The organism is Pontibacter vulgaris (assembly GCF_022758145.1).
Taxonomy (GTDB): Bacteria; Bacteroidota; Bacteroidia; order Cytophagales; family Hymenobacteraceae; genus Pontibacter; species Pontibacter vulgaris.
On record NZ_JAJVDH010000004.1, the window covers coordinates 306,067 to 330,814 of the forward strand.

Here is a 24,748-nt window from a genome sequence, read left to right on the forward strand (position 1 = left end):
GAGTTACAAATCAATATAGGAGTCGTTAATCAGGTCTTCATCGGCTATCTGCAGGAGCTCTTTGTAATAATGGCATTGCTGATGCAGTATAGCTGTGCCCAGCGAGCCGTCTAAATCTATAGCTTCTATTTCGATAAACGATCCCTGGCCATCAACCTGGTCGATGTGAAATTTAACATTATCAATGAAGTATATTTTGCGCAGTTTCCGTAGCTCGTTCATAACCTGTAAGCTCCCGCAAACCTCCTCTATAGTTGCGCTGCCCGGGTTTTTAAGGTACATCAACACTTCAGTTTGCTTCAAACCCTGCACCGAAAACCTGTTATAATGTATGAGCACGTTTTCAATGTTGCCCTGCCGGAGCTTTAACTTTCCATAATCAACATTATAAAAAGTATCTGTCTGCACGTCCAGACCTTTGTAGTCGGCGTTATGTTGCTGAAGTATACTTTCCACTTCTGCTGGATCAGGGCAACGGGCTTTTATAGTTATATCGGCGTACAAATTTTTGAAATTACGATTGGTTATTAAACCACAAGCCCCGGCGCGCAGGCAGCACGTCGGGGCTTGTTATACTTAGTCGAGTTTAAGTACGGCTAAGAAGGCTTCTTGCGGAATTTCCACGTTACCAACCTGTCTCATGCGTTTCTTACCTTTCTTCTGTTTCTCAAGGAGCTTTCGCTTACGGGAGATATCACCACCGTAGCACTTGGCCAAAACGTTCTTTCGCATGGCTTTTACAGTTTCCCTGGCAATAATTTTCTGACCAATGGCAGCCTGAATGGCAATTTCGAACATCTGGCGAGGAAGCAGTTCGCGTAGCTTCTCGCACAGGCGCTTACCCCAATCATAAGCCTTATCACGGTGAACAATGGCACTTAATGCATCCACTTTCTCTCCGTTCAGCATCACATCCAGCTTCACCATGTTCGACTGTCGGAAACCGATCAGCTCATAGTCAAGTGAGGCATACCCGCGCGATATTGTTTTCAGTTTATCAAAGAAGTCGAATACGATCTCAGCAAGCGGCATTTCAAATGAAAGCTCTACCCTATCGCTGGTCAGGTATGTCTGGTTTTTCAGGATACCGCGCTTATCCATACAAAGTGTGATGATCGGACCAACAAACTCTGATTTTGAAATGATCTGCGCTTTAATGAATGGCTCTTCGATATGGTCGATATAGTTAGGCTCCGGCATCTCGGAAGGTGCGTTTACCTTGATCATATCGTTTTTGGTAGTATAGCAATGGAACTGAACCGATGGCACTGTAGTAATTACAGTCATGTCAAATTCACGCTCCAGGCGCTCCTGCACAATCTCCATGTGCAGCATTCCTAAGAAACCGCAACGGAAACCGAAACCAAGGGCAGCCGATGTTTCAGGCTCCCAAACCAATGAGGCATCGTTCAGCTGCAGTTTCTCCATAGAAGCGCGCAGCTCTTCGTACTCGCTGGTCTCTACCGGGTAAATACCGGCAAATACCATCGGCTTTACATCCTCAAAACCCTGTATACCTTCAGCCGGACGATCTACGTGGGTAATAGTATCACCAACTTTTACTTCTTTGGCATTTTTTATTCCTGATATCAGGTAACCCACGTTACCGGCACCCATTTCCTGACGAGGCTCCTGGTTCAGTTTCAGTACGCCAATCTCATCAGCTTCGTAGGTTTTGCCCGTGTTTATGAACTTAACCTTTTCGCCTTTTTTCAGGGTACCGTTAAATATGCGGAAGTATACTTCTATACCTCTGTAAGAGTTAAATACAGAGTCAAAGATCAATGCCTGTAGTGGTGCAGCCGGGTCGCCTTTTGGCGCAGGAATGCGGTCGCAGATGGCATTCAGAATATTTTCTATCCCTATTCCTGATTTACCGGAAGCATGGATGATATCTTCTCTGTCGCAACCGATCAGGTCAATGATCTGATCTGAAACTTCTTCCGGCATCGCGTGTGGAAGGTCAATCTTATTCAGGACAGGTATAATTTCCAGGTCGTTACCAATCGCTAAGTATAAGTTAGAAATGGTCTGAGCTTCTATACCTTGAGAAGAGTCAACAATAAGCAAAGCGCCTTCGCAGGCTGCAATTGAACGGGAAACTTCATAGGAAAAGTCAACGTGACCTGGCGTGTCGATCAGGTTCAACACATAGTCTTCTCCTTTATAATGGTAGTTCATCTGGATGGCGTGGCTCTTGATAGTGATACCGCGCTCGCGCTCCAGGTCCATGTTATCTAACAACTGGTTTTGCATCTCGCGCTCCGCAACTGTAGATGTAAACTCCAACAGGCGGTCGGCCAGGGTACTTTTACCGTGGTCAATGTGAGCGATGATGCAGAAATTGCGAATGTTCTTCATAAATATCTATACGAACAACAAAGTTAAGAAGAAAGTGGCTTTGTTTATAGAATCTGATGCAAAAACGTACAACTAATCTATAACGTCTGTATAAAGGCAACACCACCTTTGTGCTATAAATTCTCTATATTCGCATCAATTTTTGAAAACTCTTGTTAGTAAAATATGCAACTTACTACAGTAGAACCATATAAGCCTGTCAACCATATCCGTATCGTTACAGCCGCTTCTTTATTCGATGGTCATGATGCTGCCATAAACATCATGCGTCGTATTATTCAGGCCTCGGGCGCGGAAGTGATCCACTTAGGTCACAACCGTTCGGTACAGGAAATTGTGGATTGTGCCATACAGGAAGACGCGCAGGCCATTGCGATCACTTCTTACCAGGGTGGTCACCTGGAGTACTTCAAGTACATGTATGACCTGCTGAACGAGCGCGGCTGCGGCCATATCCGCATCTTTGGTGGCGGTGGCGGGGTTATACTTCCAACCGAGATCGAAGAACTTCACGGTTATGGTATTGCCCGTATCTATTCTCCAGACGATGGACGCGCGATGGGCTTGCAGGGTATGATCAACGACATGCTGCAGAAATGCGACTTCCCGACAGGCCAGAACCTGAATGGTGAAGCTAAGCATTTAAAAGATAAAGATCCGAAATCGATAGCCCGTTTAATTTCCGCTGCTGAGAACTTCCCGGAAGAAGCCAGATCTATACTTAACGAAGTAAAAGAGCAGGCCAAAGAAGTTAAGACGCCGGTATTAGGTATAACAGGTACAGGTGGTGCTGGTAAATCATCTCTGGTAGATGAACTGGTACGCCGCTTCCTGCTGGATTTCCCGGACAAGAAAATTGCTATCATCTCAGTAGACCCATCAAAACGCAAAACCGGTGGTGCTTTATTAGGTGACAGGATCCGAATGAACTCGATATCTAACGACAGAGTTTACATGCGCTCGCTGGCAACACGCCAAAGCAACCTGGCCCTGAGCAAGTATGTGCAGGATGCCGTGGACATCGTAAAAGCTGCTGATTTCGACCTTATTATACTTGAAACTTCTGGTATTGGTCAGTCTGACACCGAGATCATCGAACACTCTGATATGAGCCTGTATGTGATGACGCCGGAGTATGGTGCCGCCACGCAACTCGAGAAGATCGACATGCTGGACTTTGCCGATGTAATTGCCCTGAACAAATTCGACAAGCGTGGTGCCTTAGACGCGATACGCGATGTGAAAAAACAGTACAAGCGCAACCACCAACTATGGGATGTGAACGACGATGATATTCCGGTTTTCGGCACTATTGCTTCGCAGTTCAACGACCCGGGCATGAACCGCCTGTACCGTGCGGTAATGGCGAAGATCACAGAGAAAACCGGTGTAGAATTCGCTTCTAACCTGCACACGTCGCAGGAGATGTCAGAGAAAGTATACATCATCCCTCCTGCCCGTACCCGTTACCTTTCTGAGATTTCTGAGACCATCCGTAACTACGACAAGTGGAGCAAAGACCAGGCAGAAGTAGCGCAGAAACTATACGGCATCAAAAAATCTATTGAAGCAGTTCAAAGTATAGAAATTGCCGATAAAGACAGACTGGTTAAGCAATTGGAAGAAGCTTATGCCGAAGTAGCGCTGAGCCTTGACGGCCAGAACAAGAAGATACTGGAGAACTGGAAAGACAAAGTACAGGCTTACAAGAATGAGTTCTACGTGTTCAAGGTTCGTGATAAAGAACTGAAGATTAAGACGCATACTGAATCGCTTTCTCACCTACAGATTCCAAAAGTATCTACTCCTCGCTACGAAGCATGGGGTGATCTATTGAAGTGGAACCTGCAGGAGAACGTACCGGGTGAATTCCCATACACAGCGGGTGTGTTCCCTTTCAAGCGCGAAGGCGAAGACCCTACCCGTATGTTTGCCGGTGAGGGTGGCCCAGAGCGTACCAACCGTCGCTTCCACTACGTGAGCTTGGGTATGCCAGCCAAGCGTCTTTCTACAGCGTTTGACTCTGTAACACTTTACGGTGAGGACCCTGACTTCCGTCCGGACATTTATGGTAAGATAGGTAACTCTGGCGTAAGCATTTGCTGCCTGGATGATGCCAAAAAACTATACTCCGGCTTCAACCTGGCCGATCCGATGACATCGGTTTCGATGACCATCAACGGTCCGGCGGCTATACTTACCGGTTTCTTCATGAACGCCGCCATCGACCAGCAGTGCGAGCTTTACATTAAAGAACACGGCCTGGAAGAGGAAGTAAACACGAAAATTGAAGCGATCTATAAAGAGAAAGGTGTTGAGCGTCCAAGATACCAGGGCGAGTTGCCAAAAGGCAATGATGGCTTAGGCCTGATGTTGCTGGGGGTAACCGGTGACCAGGTATTGCCTGCGGAAGTATACGAGCCGATCAAGACCCGTACACTCGCAGCTGTTCGCGGAACCGTGCAGGCCGATATCCTGAAAGAAGATCAGGCACAGAATACCTGTATCTTCTCGACAGAGTTCTCGCTTCGTTTAATGGGTGACGTACAGTCGTATTTTATTGATAAGAACGTACGTAACTTCTACTCGGTATCTATCTCTGGTTACCACATTGCTGAGGCTGGTGCTAACCCGATCTCGCAGCTGGCCTTTACGCTGGCTAACGGCTTTACCTTTGTAGAGTATTATGTGAGCCGCGGCATGGACATCAACAAGTTTGCGCCGAACCTAAGCTTCTTCTTCTCCAACGGTATCGATCCGGAGTATGCGGTTATCGGTCGTGTGGCACGTAGGATCTGGGCGAAGGCGATGAAGCATAAGTATGGCGCGGATGCCCGCTCGCAGATGCTGAAATACCACATCCAGACGTCCGGCCGCTCGCTGCACGCACAGGAAATTGACTTCAACGATATTCGTACCACACTGCAGGCGCTTTACGCTATTTATGACAACTGTAACTCGCTGCACACCAACGCTTACGACGAGGCCATCACAACACCTACGGAAGCATCTGTTCGTCGTGCGATGGCTATCCAGTTAATCATTAACCGCGAGCTGGGACTTGCCAAAAACGAGAACCCACTGCAGGGCTCATTCATCATCGAAGAGCTGACCGACCTGGTGGAAGAAGCAGTATTGTTAGAGTTTGACAGGATTACTGAACGTGGCGGTGTACTGGGTGCTATGGAAACCATGTACCAGCGCGGTAAGATTCAGGAAGAAAGTTTATACTATGAGACCCTGAAGCATACAGGCGAGTACCCGATCATAGGTGTGAACACGTTCCTTTCTTCTACCGGTTCTCCTACGGTGTTGCCAACCGAAGTAATCCGTGCTACTGAAGAAGAGAAACAGTACCAGATCTCTATGCTGCAATCGCTGCAAAAGGGTAATGAAGATAAGACTGCAGATATGCTGAAGCGTATCCAGCAGGTGGCGATCAACAACGGCAACATCTTTGAAGAGATGATCGAAACGGTGAAATTCTGCTCCTTGGGCCAGATAACGAATGCGCTGTTTGAAGTTGGCGGACAGTACCGCAGAAATATGTAAGTTATATTTCAAAAGTATAAAGTATAAAAAAGGAGCCGGTGAAAACTGGCTTCTTTTTTGTTATACAGCACCTTGTTATTTGTTATTAATAGTAAATTTAAAATATAATAATATAAAGGAGCAACCTGAATCACCAAAAAGCGTTAATGCTAATAGTTTAACTCCTCAACATCGTATCACATGAAACGTCTATCTACTATATCTTCGTTGTTCCTGTTAGGCACAACTTTTGGCTTTATCATGAAAGGATTGCTAACGCCACACAACATCGAAATTGATCTTTCAGATGAAGATTACCATTTATACTTGTAACCTAAAAATATATGATCAAAACAAGAGCGGCCACTTTCGAAATCAGGAAAGTGGCCGCTCTTGTTTTATGCAAACCTCTTAGCTACAGGTATACCTGTACTCTGCTGTAATATATTATTCTGTATACTTTTCTGGCAGTATACTTTGCCATCTATATCTCCAAAGAGGCAGGTAACTCTACGTTATACTTTCCGTTCAGATGTAAATGTGTAGTTTTGTGGCGAAAGCCGCAAGGCTATGCAAATAATTACAACATAGCGCTCATGTTTGGCGCAAAATCTAAAACGAATGGAATTGAAAGACAAGATCAGCTACATTATTGGCCGCGACATGGCTACTAACCTGAAAAAACAAGGCATTGATATTGAGGCAGAGCCTTTTATGCAAGGATTAAAAGAAGTGCTGGCAGGGCAGCCTTCATCTTTGTCAGCTAATGATGTGCAGGAGGCCATGATGGCGCTTCAGCAGGAAATGGGCCAGAAACAAGGTGCAAAAGCTGCAGATAACAAAAAAGCAGGCGAAGCTTTCTTAGCTGAAAACAAGGGCAAAGAAGGCGTAAAAACACTGCCAAGTGGTTTACAATACCAGGTGCTGCAGGAAGGTTCAGGCAAATCCCCATCTAGTTCTGATCAGGTTACAACTCATTACCACGGTACTTTAATAGATGGTACTGTTTTCGATTCATCGTATGAGCGTAACCAACCGGCTACATTCCCGGTAAATGGCGTTATCGCCGGCTGGACTGAAGCATTGCAGTTAATGAAGGAAGGTGCAAAATGGCGCCTGTTTATACCATCAAACTTAGCGTATGGCTCACAGGGCGCAGGCGATGTGATCGGGCCAAACTCTACTCTTATCTTTGATGTAGAGCTGATCTCGGTTAATTAACCTATACTGCTTTAAAAACAAAATGCCGGGCTTTTAAAAGCCCGGCATTTTGTTTTTATATACTTATTGTTTCTGTTTCAGCTTCAGTTATACTCTCCAGCCACCGCAAACTTTCCTCTATGTATAAGTAATGGTTTATAATCAGAAAGTTATCGTTATAAATAAGTTCGTCTCCGTCAAGCTCACTTACAAGACTTTGGAAAGAATAAACCGGAAGTATAATCGCAACAAAAATATTGCATTGCAACAATCTTAGTGCCTGAGAAAAAATATGCTTTATTACCCAAAGCTGGTCTTCGCGCTTGATGCTTTCACGATTCCGTAAATCAAGCACCCACCTGTTAGGTTTAAAATGCTTAACCATTTCAATTACCTTATAGTAACCAAATTTTACATCCGCAGAACTTACTTCGCCATGCCATTCAATAAAGAGCATGTTTTTAGAAGCATCATACTTTGAGTGCAGTTTACCGGAAAAAGATATTTCAGTTGGGTATAAGTTCAATGTGTTTAATGGAAAACTCTCCGTCATAATCTCGCTAGCCATTCATGTGAAGAATAATACTTGCTGTACTTTAATTAATGTTAAATGCTTGTACAGGCAATTTTAAGATTACATTTCTGTACAAAGATGAACACAGAATAGATTTTAAGCAAGATTTATTTGAATATATTATACTTTAAATATTCTGTAGCTCTTAAACAGCTGATTCTTATAACGTAAGCATAGTGATACAATTTTATACTTTATACATAAATATTTCCTTTAGCATATAAATCGCCGAACAAAACTATCTGGGAACCGTTCTAAAAATCGTTTTAATATTCATTTCAAAACTATTTAGTATGGCACAAAACCATAACGAAGGAAAAAAATTCCTGGATAGTGTTCACCAGTATTTCGATCATGCAGCCAGCTATTCGCGCCTTGACTCCGGTATACTAGCACAAATAAAAGCATGCAACAGCGTTTATAAAGTGTCTTTTCCGGTTGAAGTAGACGGCAAAATCGAAGTGATTGAGGGAATACGGGTACAGCACAGCCATCATAAGCTGCCTTCTAAAGGGGGCATCAGGTATAGCCTACAGGTAGATGAAGATGAGGTTAAAGCCCTTGCTACCCTTATGACTTTTAAATGCGCCGTAGTAGATGTGCCATTTGGAGGGGCAAAGGGTGGTGTCAAGATAAACCCAAGAACGAGCTCTGTTAAAACTCTTGAAAAAGTCACCCGCCGCTACGCTGCCGAACTTATAAAGAAAAACCTTATTGGCCCAGGCATGGATGTACCGGCACCGGACTATGGTACTGGCAGCCGCGAAATGGCCTGGATTGCCGATACCTACCAGGCACTAAAGTATGGCGAAACAAACGGCCTTGGTTGCGTTACCGGCAAGCCTGTAGGCCAGGGAGGAATCAGGGGGCGTGCAGAAGCAACCGGACTAGGTGTATACTATGGTATAAGAGAAGCTTTAGGTGACACAGAACTTTTAAAAAATACTGGTATTACCGGCAATACGCTGCAGGGTAAACGAATCATAGTACAGGGGCTGGGTAATGTGGGCTACCATGCGGCATACTTTTGCCAACAGGATGGCGGTCTTATTATAGGAATTGCAGAACGTGAAGGCGGAATTTACGACCCTAACGGGCTTGACGTTCAGGATGTTTTCAAGCACCGCAATGAAACAGGTTCGATCCTGAACTATAAAAACGCTAAGAACATAGAAAACTCACTGCTTTTGCTTGAGGAAGAATGCGATATACTTATACCTGCTGCCCTGGAAAACCAGATTACGCAGGAAAATGCGGCAAATATAAAGGCTAAAATAATTGCTGAAGGCGCTAACGGGCCTGTAACCGGTGATGCCGAAAAAATACTTCTTGCTAATGGCATTATTCTTTTGCCAGATCTTTATCTGAATGCAGGGGGTGTTACAGTTTCATACTTTGAGTGGCTGAAGAACTTATCAAATGTGCGCTTTGGCCGCATGGGTAAACGCGCCGAAGAAGCCAGTTATAAGAGATTGGTTAACGCAATTGAATCATCATCAGGAAAGAGCCTGACTGCACAGGAAAAGGCTTTACTGACGCAGGGCTCAGATGAAATAAAAATGGTAAGATCGGGTCTAGAAGATACGATGATCAACGCCTACCATGAGATACGCGAGGTGATGAAGCAAAAAGGAATAGCTGATATGCGCACCGCTGCCTTTTTATCAGCCATAGAAAAAATAGGTGTTAGCTATGAGGCACTGGGCATTTTCCCATAGCCCTAATATTAGCTTTAATAATTTGAAGTATAATTAATGGCCGGTATGTTGCAAAACAGCAGTGTACCGGCCTTCATAAATATCACCAAGCCAACTAAGGGCCTCTTCCTGCTCTGTAAAATAGTTAAAATGAATAAAATCGTTATTAGGAACAGCTGGCGTAGCAAGGTAATTAGTAACTAATGCTTTAAAATGATCTTCCGAAAATACAACTGCAGCATAAATATCATCCCGGATAATATTATACACCAGTGCATAATATTCTGAATAAAGCCAGCCTTCCTGCTCCCTGTTTAAAGAGCCACTTAGGGTAAGATCAGTACAATAAAGTTTCACATACGGGTGGCCAGCCACATAATTAAGCGTACTTAAGTAAGCCTCTTTAAAAGCTGCAGTTTCCGGCATTTTTACCCACTTCATTAAAATACTTTGTGTATCCATGCAGTGAGAAATAGTTACAAATGGTGTCTTAAAAATTACCATACACCTTTAAACGGGTTATAATATGCTGTTATCTAAATATATAATTTTGAATATAAATATTTCAGACACTCACTGCAACTCTCCCCTTGTAATAGTTTTAATTAATTTTAAATCTTCCTGGTATCTATAAAAAATTTATGAAGCAATTTAACTTTATGCCTACATAAGACTTTATACTAAAATCTAGTGCCTGACGTATAAACTCTGAAGCCTCTTTAAACTGCTGTGCTGCAAAATCTATGAACGACAAGTATAACCTGTTCATGCCTGCTCTGGTACTTGGCATCAGTCTCGTATTGAGCACCATTATTTTTGCAGGTTTCTGGAACAAACGCGCAAAAACAAATCAGACCATAACAGTTACCGGTTCAGCAAAAAGAGTAATCAATTCAGATGTAGGTATTTTACGTGGCAACCTTCAGGCTACAGGGGCAACTGCCGAAGAAGCTTATAAACGGCTGCAAGCGCAGAGGCCAACCGTTTTTGCATACCTGAAACAACAAGGTTTTGAGGATAAAGCTATAAATCAGTATACCATCAACCTGAACCCTGTTTTTGAGCTCAGCATCCAGGGCTACCCAACCAACAGAGTACTGGAGTATAATGCAAATCAGCAGATCGAGATAAAATCAAAAGATGTAGCTAAAATAAAGCGTGTTTCGCTGGATATAACCTCGCTTGTAAATAAAGGTGTTAGTTTTTCTGTAAACCCACCCGAATACTACTATACTAAATTAGCGGATATTAAAATTGACATTCAGGCCGACGCAGCCAAAGACGCACTGAACCGTGCTCAGAAAATTGCAAGTGCTACCGGCAGTAGCCTCGGTCCTATTTCGAATGCCCGGATGGGCGTATTGCAAATTACTCCCGTAAATTCTAACATAGTTTCGGATTACGGTGTGAACGATGTTTCATCTATCGAGAAAGAGATAACAGCAGTAGTTAACGCTTCTTTCCGGCTGGAATAAAAAAGGGCAGCTCTTTGCAGGAGCTGCCCTTTTTTATTTTTATACTTTACAGTTTACCTTAAGCGTTCGCAATTTTAAGCCATTTCTTAAAGATTTTCTGCTGTAGTTCGGTTGGGTTTTGTACTTGCTCAAAACGATAGCGCACGTTTTTATCCTGTACCAAAGGCACTTCAAGCGTCAGTAATTTACCATCACGGCTTACCAGCACCTCAACTTTTTCGCCAATAGCGCGGCCAGCCAGGAAGCTGTTTACATTTCCCTCAACGCGGTAACCATCTATTGCAATAATTTCATCGTTTACATTAAGGCCGCCATCCCAGGAACTGCTGCCTCTTGCCACACTTGTAATAACATTTCGGCCGTTAGTTTGTGATGTTGCTGCACCCCAGTTTATTTCTTTCGAGCCTTCGTTTACATTTACCAGTTTAAGGCCTGCTGCTTCGAAGTAACTGTTATAGTCTGGCGTTTTAGTACCATTGATATAATCTCTGAAAAAGGCATCCATTTTCTTGCCTGCCATCAGCTCCACAGCCTCCTGAAACTCTTTCTCTGTATAACCACGGTTCAGCTTCTTGTAATACTTGTTATACATGTAGCGCATGGCATCATCCAAACTCTTCTCTCCTTTCGTGCTTTTCATGATCTCCATGTTAAGCAACTGCCCCATTACCCCGCCTTTTGTATAGTAAGACACTTCGGCATTGTTGGAATTCTCGTTACGGCGGTAATACTTAATCCAGGCATCCAGGCTGCTTTCACTTACCGTCTGAATCTTGTTACCAGGCGTGTTCTCTACCGAGCTTATACTTCCGGCCACTACATCTAGGTAACGCTGCGGCGAAATCATTCCAGCCCTGCGTGCGATCAGGTCATCATAATAACTTGTGATGCCTTCAGATACCCATAGCAGGGAAGTATAATTTTCCTGATCGTAATTAAATGGACCAAGCGGGAACGGGCGCAGGCGCTTTACATTCCAAAGATGAAAGTACTCATGAGCCACTAAACTTAAAAAACCAGTATAACCGCTTTCGGTGCCATAGCTCGAGCGTGTCGTTTGCAGGGTAGTAGAGTTAAGGTGTTCTAATCCGCCACCGCCGCGCTGCAGGTTATGCACGATAAATACATAGCGCTCAACAGGCAGTTCACCCATAACGCTGATAGCTTCTTCCGTTACTTTTTTCATGTCGGCAGTCAGGCGTTTTGCATCGTAATTGCCTTCGCCATACATGGCAACTTCATGAGGTATTCCATTGGCTGTAAACTGCAACACTTCATGGTTACCAATCTCCAGCGGGGAATCTGCCAGAATATCGTAGTCAGGGAAAGTATACGTAAAGTTGCCGGTACTCTTCAGGCCTGTAGATACCTTGTTCCAGCCTTTATAGGGTTTTACAACCAATGTTCCATTCTCTTTCTGGTAACCATCCGGGTACATGAACATGCTGGTACCGTTTACATAACCATGCGAGGCATCCAGGAAACTGGTGCGTACGGTTAATTCAAAGGCGTATACTTTATACTTCACCCGTACCACATCGGCTTTATTGCTGTACACGCGCCAGGTATTCTTGTTTATTTTTTGGGCGCTTAGTGCTTTACCGGCTTTGTCTGAAGCTTCGAAGCTTTCTACGTTTTTAGCAAACTCGCGCACCAGGTAAGAGCCCGGCGCCCAGACAGGCAATTTATAATCGATATACTTTTTACGGGCACCCTGCAATTCCATTTCCACTTCAAAGTAGTGGGTATGTGGTTCCGGCATCGAGAGTGTATACTTTATATCGGCTGCCAAAGCAGCGGCTGCATGGTAGAAGTATAAAAGAAAAAATAAAAAGAGTGAGTTAGTTAGTTGCTTTCGTGTAAGCATATTTTGGATAGGATTTAGGTTAAGGTTTGGCATTTTACAATAAATTGCCAGCTTTTCAAAATCCGGATCCCAAAGAAAGGCATTGCTATGGAGTAGCGGGAAAGTTTACTTAGTGATGCACAGAATGATTTTTTAACCAGGCCTTGGCTTCTTCTATGTCGCAGAAGGTGCTAAAAATTACGAATGAATTATAGCTCTGCAGCCCATAAGAACCTGCCTCGTTCAGCATGCGTTGGTAACAATTTTCGGCCACAACTATAGCTACATAATTATCTGAGCCCAACGACATCATAATCTGGGGGAAAAGCTGTACCTGCACCCACGACTCTTCTTCTTCGCTTAATTCGCCTATGCTCCTGTAATCCAGCAGCCATTGTTTTAAATTATGCGCTTTTGCGAATCGTAAAGCCTGTAGGTGCCCTTCTCTGAATTCCTCAGAATTCACAGCTCCCCGACACTGCAGAAAAATTCTTTCCTGCGTTTCATCAAAAGAAGCTTCCAAAGATTTTGAATTAAACACCTTCATCTTAACACCAACAATTATCTGCTTTACAAAATTATGAAATTTTTATATTTAATTTAACTTTTATAATAAATATTTTTCTGTTTTCCTGATATATAAGTGAATGTTAACTAAATAGTGACGAAGTGAATTTTAAGAAAAGTAAACTATTTGAAGCTATGTAACTGTTAAACTAAGTATAGCAGTGCAATCAAGGGTACTATTAGCCTAAGCTGGTACCTAACGAACAAGTATAATACAGGTTTGGCACGGTATTATCTTAGTATATGCTACCACTAAATAAGTATAAATTATGAAAAAAATATTCTTATTTATCTCATCGCCATTACTTTTAGTAGGATCGCTGCTTTTTCTAAAACCAGATGATGGCAATACTGCTGCACCTACTGTACCTGTATCAGATAATATTACCTATACAGCTGTTAACTATAGTTACGGCAAAGAAACTTCCGAGACTGCTGGCAATAAAAGTGATATCATTGTATCCTATGCACTATCGTTGATAGGAAGCCCGTATGTGTATGCAGGCATTACGCCGGATGGTTTTGATTGCTCTGGATTCATAACGCATGTGTACGATAAGTATGGGATAGCTGTACCGCATGGTTCATCGTTGCAGGCGCTTGAAGGCGAATCCATAGCGCGTAACGAAGCCCAGAAAGGAGATCTGGTTATATTTACCGGAACCGACGAAAGCGTGCGCGAACCCGGTCACGTAGGCATCGTTATTTCCTCGCCTGGTGATACTATCTCTTTTGTGCACTCATCTTCCAATGGTGGAGTAAAAATCAGCCAGGTAGAAGGAACCGGCTATGAAGCCAGATTTTTACAGATCAGAAGAATCCTGTAGTAACGGCCTATACTTCTTAAAGTATAGGTAGGATTTGTTTACACTTTATTGCCGTGCCCGTACATATCCCTAAGCAATATTTTATTTGTTAGGCTAATAGTACAGGTATGGTACACCCCTACATTATAAATACCATTAATGGTTTAGTGCTGCTGATTGCAGGTTTAGCAGGATATTTTGCCGGCACAGATATGATTGTGGCAACTATACTGGCGCCTGCATTTGGTATTTTACTGCTAGCATGCTCTTACCACCTGCACAAGCACAATCGCTTTGTTTTTAATACGGTAACAGCGCTTACGCTCCTTTTTGGTATTGCATTGGCTACACGTATTAATTTGACCAATTTTGGCTTTAACAGCCGCGATGTCCTGCTTTCAGTTATGTGCCTGAGCTGTTTTGTGGCGGTGGCTTTCTATATCGGAACGTTTGTGCAGGAGCGTCGGCTGGGAAATAACTCCATATACAAAGACGATTTGTAGGATTCCGGAAAAAGAAAATGCCTGATGTTACCCTAAGGCATCATCAGGCATCAGAATCCTTCTTAATCTTAACAAGCGGCACCCTGTTTTCAGTAGCACCATCATTAAAGACCAAAGGTAATACTAACTGCGAAAGCAGTAGTGTTTACTGCTTACTAAGCCAGTTCACTGTTAAAGTGAATACTATTACCTGTGCTTACTAAGACGACTGATGGATTAGACATAGCACCTCCTTTCTCTTTGATCCGACATGAACCCTGAAACTGCCACTTATTATTATGTCAGCTTTTAAACTCAGAGCTGTAGCACTCGCTACTGTTTTATAAAGATAAAAGAACGTGTATAAGTTCACAAAAGTTAGCACTTTATTTTACACACTTTCGGGATGAGTAGGGCAAGGCCGGTAAAGTAAAACACCTTTAAACCAGAATACCATAACATAGCAAGTATAACTCACTAATTAGCAGCACATTCATTGCAATACAACTTTTATACTTTGAGCTAAGTGGCTTTAAGTACAAAGTATAGCACGTCTAAAAAAATTTTTTATAACAGAAATTCCTTCACTATTCAATACAACTAATTTATATGCAAATAATATTTATAACCTGCCTGATATGAATTATGGGCACAAATACTTATATTTCGTTACTTATCTTAACACACAACTAACCTATCATGAAAAAAAGTCTGTTTACTATTTTTATGCTGATGCTGTTTTCCACCTGTGCGTGGGCGCAAAAGCTTTCGCCACTGGGCGTATGGACAAATGAAGATGGCAAGGCGAAGTTCGAGATTTACCAGTGCGGTAATAAGCTTTGCGGAAAAATAGTTTCTCTAAAAGAGCCTCTTCGTAACGGTAAACCAAAAATGGATGATAACAACCCTGAAAAGAAACTGCGTAGCCGCCCGTTGCTTGGCCTGGAGTTTTTGAAAGGCTTTGAATTTGATGGCGATAACAAGTGGGACGAAGGAACGATCTATGACCCGGAAAGTGGCAAGACTTATTCGTGCTTCATGAAAATGCACAGCAAAGATAAAATGGAAGTGAAAGGTTATATTGGCATTTCATTGATAGGCAGATCACAGAACTGGTCGCGGGTGAAAGCAAGCGAAGCCAGCAGATAAAATACTCAGAGGGTATAAAAGAAACAAAGGTTAGCATAATCGCTAACCTTTGCTTTTTCTAACCCTTTACAATTATTTAAACTCTGGTTTGACCTTAAAGGTTATGTTAATATTCTAAGCAAATTTTTACTTTCTAGATAAAAACGCTTAATATACCTGTAAAATCTTGTATGTCTTATCTCTGAACTCAAACGTATCGCCTGTAGTTTTACCTGCCATGGCCTTGTAAAGCGGCGACATACCAGAAATTGCATAGAAAGATTCACCATCTATTTTTATTTCTCCCAGGCTCACCCCAATAAAATAATTCTGGAGTTCGGTCATTACCACGGCCCCCATCGATATCTCGTTGTTCAGTTTAGTAGCATTAATCCGTTTTAGAACCCCCATAGTCGAAATAAGCTCGTCTAACTGGCGGGCATACATGTCGCGCTGTATCTGGCAGGCCTCTCTGAACGATTCAAATTTGTCTTCTATCGCCCCCTGGTGCTCATTTGCGCTTTCCTGTGCTTCGTCCATAGCCGCTTTGGCTGCATTTATTTGTGTAGTCAGCAACTTAGAGCATTCCTGAAGCAGCTTTTTTTTAAGTTCTAGTTCTTGTGTTAGCATGTTGGTTATGGGTTATAAAACCGAAATTATACTTTATGAGCAGCAACCGACACTATACTTTGTGCCACTAATCGCGAATCAGCCTATTTAAACTAAATATAGTTAATTTTATTTTACGTCAAACCTAGCTCTGCAAATGCGCCTTTACCAGACGCTGCATATGCTAAAAACTATTTTGAGAGCTGTGTGTTTATGAGGTAAATATTTAAATGCCGTTTAACGAATTTTTAAACCGATTGTTGGGTTTGGGTAAAACAACACCCACCTGTTGCCAACTGAAGCGCTCAGACAAGTATAAATCTGGCTTCAGGGAGTGGCAACAAGCGCAGGTTTACTTAAACTGGACGCATCATTTTTTCAAATCTTACCATTACGTAAAAGCCTCACTTACACACCAATACAGGGTTCAGATAATTTCAGAAGAGAGCCACCGGGGCGCTATTTTATTTTATGACCCTAAAATTGGTGCAGACAATTTTTCTTTTCTGTTTGACCTCCTGAAAGAGCGTGTGCAACAGCAAAGCTATAGGTTACACAGCGCAGATCAGCACCTTGTAAGGCATAAGCGATATACCGAGCTTTCTGAGCGATACCTGCTTACGCCTCCTGCTTCTGATGTACCCGGCACTGCGCTTTGCAACCAGCTTTATGGTAACGTGCAGCTTGATTATATAAAAGTAAACAACCACCCGGGCTACATCAGGTTTACCACAAACCCTTATACTGATTCATACTTTAGCAAACCTCTACCCTTCGACCACCTGCTTGAAAAGGTGCTGCAGCCGCAGGAACAGAGAAGAGATTAAGGATTAAACGGCCTGATACTAAGTACGTAATATATCTTGCCGCTAATAATTGTGTATTAACTATTTAAGTTGTAACTATATCATTTAAATACAGTACGACCACTTTAAGCGAAAAGCAGGTATGAGGCTACCTTTACTCTTGTTAAGCATATTCCTGATTATAATCCTCAAAGCCAATGCTACCCATATTGTAGGCGGCGAATTTGAGTTGCAATACCTGCAGGGTAATACTTACAAGTTAAATATGAATTTATACTTCGATAATATAAACGGCGATCCGCTGGCCCAGGATCCGTTTGCTGCCGTCCGCATTTTTGAAAAAAACACCAACCGCCTGATGCTGGAGCTGACGTTGCCTTATGCTTCCGAAACAATGGTAAACTATACCAATATCGAATGCACAACCGGCGAACTTAGTACCAAGAAAATTATTTACGCATCTAATATTATACTTGAACCATACCGTTACACCAGCGAGGATGGCTATTATGTAGTATGGGAGCGCTGCTGCCGTAACAGAACAATCAATAACATTATCAGGCCCGAAGACGCAGCTCAGGCATTTTACATGGAGTTTCCGGCTGTAACAAAAAACGGGGCTTTCTTTAAAAACTCATCTCCTACCTTATTTCCGCCCCTCAGTGATTATGCCTGCGTAAACGAGTTATTTTATTATGATTTCGCCGGCTCCGATGCCGATGGCGACTCATTGGTTTACGACATGGTTACTCCCTTAAATGGCCATGCCTCTATTGCCATTGACAACCGCGCTCCGCTCCCGTCGCCTGCGCCATATTCAGAGATAATGTGGCAAACAGGTTATAGCCGCGAAAACCAGATTAACGGCACGCCTTCTATCCGGATAGATGAACAAACCGGTTTGTTAATTATGAGGCCTGCCAACAAAGGCTTGTATATATTTGGCGTACGCTGCCAGGAATTCAGAAATGGTAAAAAGATCGGGGAAATACGACGCGATTTTCAGGTACTTGTTAAAGAATGCCCAACAAACGAAAGCCCTGTTGTAATGGCAAAGGCCCAAGGCAGCAGCGAATTTTACAAACCAGGCGATATACTTCGGCTTAAGGGCGGAACAGAACGCTGCATTAATGTACTTTTTACTGACCCAGACCGCAACGAATCACTTATACTTACAGCGCGGCCGGTTAACTTTGTAAACCAGGACTATACTATCAATGGTACCACTTCTGGCGCTGTAAATACAGGCATAACCTTAGATTCCCTAAAAGCTACAATATGCTTTTCAGAGTGTTTTGATACCGAAGGCAAAGTATACCAAATGGACCTGATTGTAAAAGACGATGGGTGCAGCCTTCCCCGCCAGGATACGGTACGTGTCAGCTTTGTGATAGAACCCGAACCGGATGCACCTCCTATGCTTTCACTGTCCACACCAGACCGCATTTTTACAGTTGGCGAGGGAGCTATACTTACGTTTGACGTTACAGGCACAGATCCGGACCAGCAGGAAATAAGTTTATCCTTGTTGAATAGCGGCGACGCTGCCGGCTATACTTTCGAGAACCAAACCGGCATTGGCCCGCTTACCTCCACTTTCAGTTGGCCAATAGATTGTGAGGTTCTGAAAAAGGAATCTTACCTGTTAGAGTTTGTTGTAAGCTCTACTGTTTGCGGGCAGCAGGTTACAAAAACTGAAACAGCAGAAGTACGGACCATCAGTAAAAATAACCCGCCAACACTTACCACTGATAAACCGGCTTTAACTTTTGAACTTGCCCTGAATGAAACGTTTGAGGCAAAACTCTTTGGTGATGACATAGACCTGAACAAACTTAGCTTACAAAGTGCAGGCGAAGGTTTTAACCTGGCTGAACTAGGCATGACCTTTACCAGCACGGGTGGCAACGGCAAGGCAGAAGGCTTATTCAGTTGGGTTGCAAATTGTGCCGCAGTAGAAAAAGGCGTAGTGAAAGTAGATTTTATACTTACAGAAGATGCCTGTGCCCCATCCACAGACCGCAAACTTACCATGGAATTTAAAGTAAAAGCACCTGAAATCAGCGACTATATACCCGCTAATATCTTCACACCGAATGGCGACGGCCTGAACGACTACTTTGAAATTCCGGGCTTACCAAGCGATTTCTGCACAACAACTTTCAGAAACATCAGAATTTATAACCGATGGGGTAAGGAAGTATACCGAAGTGATCAGAACAACTTTAAGTGGGATGGCAAAAATGTAAATGACGGCGTATACTTCTATGTTATTGATTTTGGGGCAAGTGAGTATAAAGGAGCCGTAACGCTGGTGCACTAAGCTATGCCAGGAAAAGGAAAACTATATAGATACTAACCCAAAGCATATCCATAAAATGCCAGTAACTGGTCACCATCGATAACTGCAGTCTGCGGTAAGGGTCGCGGATAAAGATGAGGCTGCGAACCCCGTCAGTGGCTACATGGGCCGTGGTAAAGAACAGAAAAGCCAGGAAGATAATGCCTCCTGATAAGTGAAGCATGTGTAGCGCAGAGATAAGGTACAGGTAAGTACCGGAAGCTTTGCCGGTAAAAGTCATACCTGATGCTGCTATCTCATTCCATCCTAAAAGCTGCGCTCCAATAAAGAGAATACCCAGTAAAAGCGTAGCCCCCAGGTAGCGTGTCATCTTGTTAAGTTTGTCCTTTTTATAAATGCGCGGCACCTTGCTTATAGTATAGCTGCTAAGCATGAGCAAAATGGTACTTATACTGAAGAACTTCGGGAAACGGAAACCTTCGTAATTAAAACCGCCTGTGCGGGCAAAAGCAACTATAAGTATGAAAAACAAAACCCCTATTCCGATCATACTTAGGTAAAGCAGCATCCGGATAGGGTGCATCTTCTCGATATTGCTGAATGCCGAGCCCTGCCTGAAGTGTACTTTGTTCTTCTTATCTGAATCCATTTTAAGCTAATAACAGGATAACCGCCAGCAGCGGGCTTTGTCATGAAAATAGTGTTCTATTACTTTTACTATATACCTAAGCTACACCCGTATAGTTTTAAAATAAGGCTATAAAATTACATGGCTGCTATAGTTTATACGTATAAATAAAATATTAAACTCACAAAGCCTTACCAACCGATTTGATGCCCTTATATTGGTTTAACAATGCATGAACACTTTATGATGACACATTGATTTATACTTTATATATTATGCCAACACGTGCACTCCTACCTATACTAATGCTGCTTGTGCAGGCAGTAGCTTACTCTCAATCACAGCAATATTATACAGGAGGCAACAACATTATTATAACCCTGGAAGGCACAGATAACCGCTACGAGTACAGATCGGAAGAAATGTTGGTGAGGTATAACGATGACACCCATAAACTGGAATGTGTATTGCCCATTGATAATCTCAGACCGGCTAATGATTATAGTCCGGCAAGTATGCTACACGACCTTTTTTATACAGCTAAATTTCCTGAATTGCAGATCGAAATTGATGCGCCCGTCGAAAAAATAAATGCCGGAAATTTATACGCCGAAGTACTCAATAAGAAAATACGTGTGTTGTTGCAGGGTAAAATTAAAGAGATGAATAACCAGGTAACCTTTACTCCGGATAAACGGGCGCTTATGTTCAGCACCAGCTTTGAGCTTACTTTTAATAATCTCAATATCCTGGTTCCGGCAAAATATATACCCATGCTTACCGGCCGTATACTGGTAACCATCAGCAATGCCAGGTGGGCAGATACGGATTTAAGGTAATTTATACTTGCAGTTCAGGTAAAGTATAAATTGTTAACAAATCACCACAAGACGTAAAACCTATACTTTAATCAATAAAATTTACACCTCTGATTATCAATGTAGTTAACCTTTAACAAGGACTTAAATAATATACTTTATACTTAAGAAAAATCTGCCGTTTTATTGTCCTTGCAATGCATTTTAATTGCCGAAATAAATATTTGCTTTGCTGCTCCCCTAAGTATAATACAGCTTCAGTAACATCATTTTGGCCAAAGTATAGGTAGAGCTTCTAGTTCCGATGCTTGGCTGGCGATAAAATAATTTTCTGGCAAAGAAAGCAGATTATCTAGGCGCAATGCAACTCATACTATACACTGATATTCAATCAACAAACCATTAACACCTAAAGTATAAGTATAATATCATATCATTTTTCTGGATAGCTTTACTTTGAAGGTGGCAGAAAATTTTAATGCCTAATCAGTAAAGCTTACCTTCCGAAAAACGAACCAATTTTACCAAAAATGGCACTGGCAGTAATGCGCGCACTGGAGCCTTTCCCAAACTCTACATAGGTTTTGCCATTAACCCGAACATCTACTATCATATTTACAGCACGCACCAGGTCGTTTACAATGTTCAGGGTTTTCATAGGCCCGCCACCCGATAAGCCTGAGCTGGTTCCACCTGTTAAGCGATCAAGTGCTTTCTGGTTTGGAAATTCTATGATCAGGTAATTTCCCTCGCCCACTACCGCTATATGATCATCACCGTTTGTAACCAGCAGCTTTACCGATATGTCTATTGTTCCGGCCAAGGTTATTGTTTATTTTGTTCCTGTTCGTTGTTCTGTGTCCGGATGCGAACTTTACCGTTCAGTTTCCATTTTGCCTGCGGGGCATCCGACGCCGTGCTGCTGGGCACATCGAGTTCCAGGTTTTCAAACTCGTAAGTTATCTCAGCATTCTTGCCTGTTAACTTATCGTAAAGTGCTGCTGCCAGTTCCGGCCAGTTCTGGGTATCTTTTAATTGGTCCATAGTTTTAAGAATAAAGTTTGTTGTAGTGCAATTTACTTTTGCTTGCTATACTGTAACATTATGCTGCTGGTTATGTTTTGCCAGATCAAAAGCAAGTCAGTTTCTCATAATCACAACTTTAACTATATTTGTTTTAAACCAACCTCAACCACCTCACCACATGAAAAAAATTGGAATGCTGCTTTTTGTTACGTCCATTATAGTTGCCTGTAACCAAACCAAACAACCTACAGCAGAACATAGTACTCCCTCTGCTAACGAAGCTCCTGCCGACACAGCAAAAACTTATGGCGCTGCTTTCGCGGAAGAAAATGTGATTGCTGCTTCCGAGCTCACCAGTTTAGCTTCCGGCAAAGATTCTGTGCAGGCTACCGTTTCAGCGGAGGTTGTAGAAAGCTGCCAGTCCAAAGGTTGCTGGATGGATGTGAGATTAGCTGACAACAGCACCATGAAAGTTACCTTCCGCGACTATGGCTTCTTCCTTCCGATTAAAGACCTGAAAGGGAAAAATGTTGTTTTCACAGGTACTGCCAAGCGTGAAGTCGTGTCGGTAGATGACCAGCGCCACTACGCAAAAGATGCTGGAAAGCCGGAATCTGAAATAAACGCGATTACACAACCAAAAGAAGAGCTGCGCTTTGTGGCAGATGGTGTAATCATTAAATAACCGCAAGCTGTACATAAAGTAGAGGCTGCTCTGTAGGGCAGCCTTTTTATTTTTAGCTAATGCACAGCCAACCAATAGCATACATTAGAAATAACGGCCAACACCTTAAACTATACTTTGCGCAAGTGGCATGTTTTAATATTTTTACGGAAGCATAACAGATAAAAAGATGGCATCAGAGAAAGATCCGGCAACTGAAATACAGGAACTTACCCACCGCATTAATTACCTTAACCACCAGTATTACCAGAACAGCACTTCTGAAGTATCAGATTATGAGTTTGATATGATGCTAAAGCGCCTGCAGGAGCTGGAAGAACAGCACCCGGAGCTACGCATGCCCAATTCGCCATCGCAGCGCGTAGGCGGCACCATCACCAAGTCTTTTAAAACAGTACTGCATAAATACCCGATGCTGTCGTTGAGCAATACTTATTCTGAAGAAGATTTGCGCGAATTTGATAAGCGGGTACGCAAAGTGGTAGGCGACGAAGTGGAGTATGTTTGCGAGCAGAAGTTTGACGGTGTTGCCATAAGCCTGACGTACGAAAACGGCGAATTTATACAAGGTGCTACCCGTGGCGACGGAACCCGCGGCGATGACATTACATCCAATGTAAGAACCATACGCGATGTGCCTTTACAGGTGCATGGCAAAGATTACCCGGAATTATTCGAGGTGCGTGGCGAAGTGTTTCTGCCCTTACAGGTGTTTGATCAGCTAAACCAGGAGCGCGAGGAAGCCGGTGAGCAGTTGTTGGCTAACCCTCGAAACGCTGCATCCGGCACCCTGAAACAACAGGATTCTTCGGTTGTGGCAAGCCGTAAGCTGGGTTGTTTTTCATATGGTTTCCAATGCTCTCCTAACCCTTTCGATACACATTCCGAAAGCTTACAGGCCATTCAGAAATGGGGCTTTAAAGTATCGGATACCTGGCGCAAATGCGAATCTATAGAAGATGTGCTGGCATACATAAACGAGTGGGAAAAACGCCGCTTTGAGTTACCGATTGCTACCGATGGTGTGGTGGTAAAAGTGAACAGTTACGCATTGCAGGAAGAGCTGGGTTTTACAGCTAAAAGTCCGCGTTGGGCTATTGCTTATAAATACCCGGCTATGAGCGCCGCTACGCAGCTTTTGGGTATACAATACCAGGTAGGCCGTACCGGTGCAGTAACGCCTGTTGCTTTATTGCAACCTGTATTATTGGCCGGCACCGTCGTAAAACGTGCCTCTGTGCACAATGCAAACGAAATTCAGCGCCTGGACCTACGCCTCGGCGATACCGTTTTTGTTGAGAAAGGCGGTGAGATCATCCCTAAAATTACTGGTGTCGATTTTGCAAAGCGCCCAGCCGACAGCCTGCCTATACATTACCCTACCAACTGCCCGGCCTGCGGAACTCCTCTGGTTAGAGCCGAAGGCGAAGCCAATTTCTACTGCCCGAACGACAGGGACTGTGCTCCGCAAATTCAGGCAAAGCTGGAGCATTTTATTTCCCGCAAAGCCATGAATATCGATGGTATTGGCCCCGAAACAATTGAGCAGTTATACAACGTTGGACTGGTGCACAATGTAGCCGACCTGTACAGCCTTAGCTTTGAGCAACTGATTCAGTTAGAGCGTATGGGCGAGAAATCAGTGAACAACATTCTGCAGAGTCTTGAAAGATCCAAGGCAACACCATATGACAGGGTGCTTTTCGCGCTTGGCATCAGGCATGTGGGAAGTACCGTAGCAAAAAAACTGGCAGAGCAGTTCCCTGACATAGAAGCCTTGCGTGGTGCCATGTACGAAGAACTAGTAGCTGTAAATGAAATCGGGGACCGTATCGCTCATTCTATACTTGAGTACTTCCGCGACCCTGACCACTTGCAGGTACTGGAAAGATTGCGGGCCGCCGGCCTTCAACTAAAATCAGATGCTACACCGCTTGTGCTGGAAAGCGATATACTGGCAGGCAAGACATTTGTTATTTCAGGTGTGTTCCAAAGTATAAGCCGCGATGAACTGCAACACCTTATCATCAGCCATGGAGGTAAAGTGGTTAGCTCTATTTCTGCAAAACTTACTTACCTGGTAGCCGGCGATAAAATGGGCCCTTCGAAACTGGAGAAAGCTACAAAACTGGGTATTACTATACTTACTGAAGATCAGTTTTTAGAAATGATAGCTTAGAAAATAAAAGAGCCAGCCGTAAAACAGC

General features: G+C 43.2%; 23 protein-coding genes. 13 read left to right on the forward strand and 10 right to left on the reverse strand.

The features are described 5' to 3' along the window. Positions 1 to 3: 3 nt before the first annotated feature. Both LWP20_RS11565 and lepA read right to left on the reverse strand, forming a co-directional pair. Positions 4 to 504 (reverse strand): class IV adenylate cyclase, encoded by a 501-nt coding sequence (locus LWP20_RS11565; RefSeq protein WP_242928300.1) that lies wholly within the window; start codon positions 502 to 504, stop codon positions 4 to 6. Between the two features lie 72 nt (positions 505 to 576). Continuing rightward, positions 577 to 2,361 (reverse strand): translation elongation factor 4, encoded by a 1,785-nt coding sequence (lepA, locus tag LWP20_RS11570; protein ID WP_242928301.1) that lies wholly within the window; start codon positions 2,359 to 2,361, stop codon positions 577 to 579. A gap of 165 nt (positions 2,362 to 2,526) precedes the next feature. Between lepA and LWP20_RS11575 the strand changes: the two genes are divergently transcribed. The 3 genes from LWP20_RS11575 (at position 2,527) to bamJ (ending at position 7,113) form a co-directional block, all read left to right on the forward strand. Continuing rightward, complete coding sequence (locus tag LWP20_RS11575; RefSeq protein ID WP_242928302.1) at positions 2,527 to 5,913, forward strand: methylmalonyl-CoA mutase family protein; 3,387 nt, start codon at positions 2,527 to 2,529, stop codon at positions 5,911 to 5,913. 180 nt (positions 5,914 to 6,093) lie between these two features. After that, complete coding sequence (locus LWP20_RS18235; protein ID WP_262914578.1) at positions 6,094 to 6,225, forward strand: hypothetical protein; 132 nt, start codon at positions 6,094 to 6,096, stop codon at positions 6,223 to 6,225. Positions 6,226 to 6,513: 288 nt separating this feature from the next. Beyond that, a complete protein-coding gene (gene bamJ / locus LWP20_RS11580; RefSeq protein WP_242928303.1) occupies positions 6,514 to 7,113 on the forward strand; it encodes a BamJ family beta-barrel-assembly machinery protein in 600 nt (199 codons plus the stop codon). Between the two features lie 55 nt (positions 7,114 to 7,168). On the opposite strand, the gene LWP20_RS11585 is transcribed toward bamJ, so the two are convergent. Then, a complete protein-coding gene (locus tag LWP20_RS11585; protein WP_242928304.1) occupies positions 7,169 to 7,660 on the reverse strand; it encodes a hypothetical protein in 492 nt (163 codons plus the stop codon). A gap of 299 nt (positions 7,661 to 7,959) precedes the next feature. Here LWP20_RS11585 and LWP20_RS11590 point away from each other — a divergent pair, with 299 nt between their 5' ends. After that, positions 7,960 to 9,384, forward strand: a complete 1,425-nt coding sequence (locus tag LWP20_RS11590) for a Glu/Leu/Phe/Val family dehydrogenase (RefSeq protein ID WP_242928305.1) — start codon at positions 7,960 to 7,962, stop codon at positions 9,382 to 9,384. 33 nt (positions 9,385 to 9,417) lie between these two features. Here the strand turns inward: LWP20_RS11590 and LWP20_RS11595 are convergent, their stop codons facing one another. Continuing rightward, positions 9,418 to 9,825 carry a hypothetical protein gene (locus LWP20_RS11595; RefSeq protein ID WP_242928306.1) on the reverse strand — a complete coding sequence of 136 codons (408 nt, stop codon included), beginning with the start codon at positions 9,823 to 9,825 and terminating at the stop codon, positions 9,418 to 9,420. Between the two features lie 281 nt (positions 9,826 to 10,106). On the opposite strand from LWP20_RS11595, the gene LWP20_RS11600 reads away from it, so the two are divergent. Then, positions 10,107 to 10,838 carry an SIMPL domain-containing protein gene (locus LWP20_RS11600; protein ID WP_242928307.1) on the forward strand — a complete coding sequence of 244 codons (732 nt, stop codon included), beginning with the start codon at positions 10,107 to 10,109 and terminating at the stop codon, positions 10,836 to 10,838. A gap of 58 nt (positions 10,839 to 10,896) precedes the next feature. Here the strand turns inward: LWP20_RS11600 and LWP20_RS11605 are convergent, their stop codons facing one another. Both LWP20_RS11605 and LWP20_RS11610 read right to left on the reverse strand, forming a co-directional pair. Next, entirely contained in the window at positions 10,897 to 12,705 is a 1,809-nt protein-coding gene (locus LWP20_RS11605) for a M61 family metallopeptidase (RefSeq protein WP_242928308.1), read from the reverse strand. Between the two features lie 109 nt (positions 12,706 to 12,814). Next, positions 12,815 to 13,207, reverse strand: a complete 393-nt coding sequence (locus LWP20_RS11610) for a hypothetical protein (protein WP_242928309.1) — start codon at positions 13,205 to 13,207, stop codon at positions 12,815 to 12,817. 313 nt (positions 13,208 to 13,520) lie between these two features. Here LWP20_RS11610 and LWP20_RS11615 point away from each other — a divergent pair, with 313 nt between their 5' ends. The 3 genes from LWP20_RS11615 to LWP20_RS11625 all read left to right on the forward strand — a co-directional run bounded on the left by LWP20_RS11615 (position 13,521) and on the right by LWP20_RS11625 (position 15,688). Further along, positions 13,521 to 14,078 carry a C40 family peptidase gene (locus LWP20_RS11615; RefSeq protein WP_242928310.1) on the forward strand — a complete coding sequence of 186 codons (558 nt, stop codon included), beginning with the start codon at positions 13,521 to 13,523 and terminating at the stop codon, positions 14,076 to 14,078. 107 nt (positions 14,079 to 14,185) lie between these two features. Next, positions 14,186 to 14,560 carry a hypothetical protein gene (locus LWP20_RS11620; protein WP_242928311.1) on the forward strand — a complete coding sequence of 125 codons (375 nt, stop codon included), beginning with the start codon at positions 14,186 to 14,188 and terminating at the stop codon, positions 14,558 to 14,560. 678 nt (positions 14,561 to 15,238) lie between these two features. Continuing rightward, the gene (locus LWP20_RS11625) at positions 15,239 to 15,688 is read left to right on the forward strand and encodes a DUF2147 domain-containing protein (RefSeq protein ID WP_242928312.1); all 450 of its coding nucleotides are present in this window, start codon (positions 15,239 to 15,241) and stop codon (positions 15,686 to 15,688) included. A gap of 147 nt (positions 15,689 to 15,835) precedes the next feature. Here LWP20_RS11625 and LWP20_RS11630 read toward each other — a convergent pair whose 3' ends face one another. After that, complete coding sequence (locus tag LWP20_RS11630) at positions 15,836 to 16,297, reverse strand: hypothetical protein (protein ID WP_242928313.1); 462 nt, start codon at positions 16,295 to 16,297, stop codon at positions 15,836 to 15,838. 245 nt (positions 16,298 to 16,542) lie between these two features. Between LWP20_RS11630 and LWP20_RS11635 the strand changes: the two genes are divergently transcribed. After that, positions 16,543 to 17,103 carry a hypothetical protein gene (locus LWP20_RS11635; RefSeq protein WP_242928314.1) on the forward strand — a complete coding sequence of 187 codons (561 nt, stop codon included), beginning with the start codon at positions 16,543 to 16,545 and terminating at the stop codon, positions 17,101 to 17,103. Between the two features lie 121 nt (positions 17,104 to 17,224). Next, positions 17,225 to 19,405, forward strand: coding sequence for a T9SS type B sorting domain-containing protein (locus LWP20_RS11640; RefSeq protein ID WP_242928315.1), 2,181 nt, complete (start codon positions 17,225 to 17,227; stop codon positions 19,403 to 19,405). 1 nt (position 19,406) lies between these two features. Here LWP20_RS11640 and LWP20_RS11645 read toward each other — a convergent pair whose 3' ends face one another. Then, positions 19,407 to 20,033, reverse strand: coding sequence for a cytochrome c oxidase subunit 3 (locus LWP20_RS11645; RefSeq protein ID WP_242928316.1), 627 nt, complete (start codon positions 20,031 to 20,033; stop codon positions 19,407 to 19,409). A 254-nt stretch (positions 20,034 to 20,287) separates the two neighbouring features. Here LWP20_RS11645 and LWP20_RS11650 point away from each other — a divergent pair, with 254 nt between their 5' ends. After that, on the forward strand, positions 20,288 to 20,851 hold the full coding sequence (locus LWP20_RS11650) for a hypothetical protein (RefSeq protein ID WP_242928317.1): 564 nt from the start codon (positions 20,288 to 20,290) through the stop codon (positions 20,849 to 20,851). Between the two features lie 475 nt (positions 20,852 to 21,326). Here the strand turns inward: LWP20_RS11650 and LWP20_RS11655 are convergent, their stop codons facing one another. After that, positions 21,327 to 21,653, reverse strand: a complete 327-nt coding sequence (locus tag LWP20_RS11655) for a hypothetical protein (RefSeq protein WP_242928318.1) — start codon at positions 21,651 to 21,653, stop codon at positions 21,327 to 21,329. 2 nt (positions 21,654 to 21,655) lie between these two features. After that, positions 21,656 to 21,874, reverse strand: coding sequence for a hypothetical protein (locus LWP20_RS11660; RefSeq protein ID WP_242928319.1), 219 nt, complete (start codon positions 21,872 to 21,874; stop codon positions 21,656 to 21,658). Positions 21,875 to 22,034: 160 nt separating this feature from the next. Here LWP20_RS11660 and LWP20_RS11665 point away from each other — a divergent pair, with 160 nt between their 5' ends. Next, on the forward strand, positions 22,035 to 22,541 hold the full coding sequence (locus tag LWP20_RS11665) for a DUF4920 domain-containing protein (protein WP_242928320.1): 507 nt from the start codon (positions 22,035 to 22,037) through the stop codon (positions 22,539 to 22,541). A 169-nt stretch (positions 22,542 to 22,710) separates the two neighbouring features. Further along, on the forward strand, positions 22,711 to 24,720 hold the full coding sequence (ligA, locus tag LWP20_RS11670) for an NAD-dependent DNA ligase LigA (RefSeq protein ID WP_242928321.1): 2,010 nt from the start codon (positions 22,711 to 22,713) through the stop codon (positions 24,718 to 24,720). The last annotated feature ends 28 nt before the right edge of the window (positions 24,721 to 24,748 follow it).

Excerpts from the sequence above, each read along its gene's own strand:
- lepA (WP_242928301.1), bottom strand. The coding sequence starts at position 2,361 with ATGAAGAACATTCGCAATTTCTGCATCATCGCTCACATTGACCACGGT.
- LWP20_RS11575 (WP_242928302.1), top strand. The coding sequence starts at position 2,527 with ATGCAACTTACTACAGTAGAACCATATAAGCCTGTCAACCATATCCGT.
- LWP20_RS18235 (WP_262914578.1), top strand. The coding sequence starts at position 6,094 with ATGAAACGTCTATCTACTATATCTTCGTTGTTCCTGTTAGGCACAACT.
- bamJ (WP_242928303.1), top strand. The coding sequence starts at position 6,514 with ATGGAATTGAAAGACAAGATCAGCTACATTATTGGCCGCGACATGGCT.
- LWP20_RS11585 (WP_242928304.1), bottom strand. The coding sequence starts at position 7,660 with ATGGCTAGCGAGATTATGACGGAGAGTTTTCCATTAAACACATTGAAC.
- LWP20_RS11590 (WP_242928305.1), top strand. The coding sequence starts at position 7,960 with ATGGCACAAAACCATAACGAAGGAAAAAAATTCCTGGATAGTGTTCAC.
- LWP20_RS11595 (WP_242928306.1), bottom strand. The coding sequence starts at position 9,825 with ATGGATACACAAAGTATTTTAATGAAGTGGGTAAAAATGCCGGAAACT.
- LWP20_RS11600 (WP_242928307.1), top strand. The coding sequence starts at position 10,107 with ATGAACGACAAGTATAACCTGTTCATGCCTGCTCTGGTACTTGGCATC.
- LWP20_RS11605 (WP_242928308.1), bottom strand. The coding sequence starts at position 12,705 with ATGCTTACACGAAAGCAACTAACTAACTCACTCTTTTTATTTTTTCTT.
- LWP20_RS11615 (WP_242928310.1), top strand. The coding sequence starts at position 13,521 with ATGAAAAAAATATTCTTATTTATCTCATCGCCATTACTTTTAGTAGGA.
- LWP20_RS11620 (WP_242928311.1), top strand. The coding sequence starts at position 14,186 with ATGGTACACCCCTACATTATAAATACCATTAATGGTTTAGTGCTGCTG.
- LWP20_RS11625 (WP_242928312.1), top strand. The coding sequence starts at position 15,239 with ATGAAAAAAAGTCTGTTTACTATTTTTATGCTGATGCTGTTTTCCACC.
- LWP20_RS11630 (WP_242928313.1), bottom strand. The coding sequence starts at position 16,297 with ATGCTAACACAAGAACTAGAACTTAAAAAAAAGCTGCTTCAGGAATGC.
- LWP20_RS11640 (WP_242928315.1), top strand. The coding sequence starts at position 17,225 with ATGAGGCTACCTTTACTCTTGTTAAGCATATTCCTGATTATAATCCTC.
- LWP20_RS11645 (WP_242928316.1), bottom strand. The coding sequence starts at position 20,033 with ATGGATTCAGATAAGAAGAACAAAGTACACTTCAGGCAGGGCTCGGCA.
- LWP20_RS11650 (WP_242928317.1), top strand. The coding sequence starts at position 20,288 with ATGCCAACACGTGCACTCCTACCTATACTAATGCTGCTTGTGCAGGCA.
- LWP20_RS11660 (WP_242928319.1), bottom strand. The coding sequence starts at position 21,874 with ATGGACCAATTAAAAGATACCCAGAACTGGCCGGAACTGGCAGCAGCA.
- LWP20_RS11665 (WP_242928320.1), top strand. The coding sequence starts at position 22,035 with ATGAAAAAAATTGGAATGCTGCTTTTTGTTACGTCCATTATAGTTGCC.
- ligA (WP_242928321.1), top strand. The coding sequence starts at position 22,711 with ATGGCATCAGAGAAAGATCCGGCAACTGAAATACAGGAACTTACCCAC.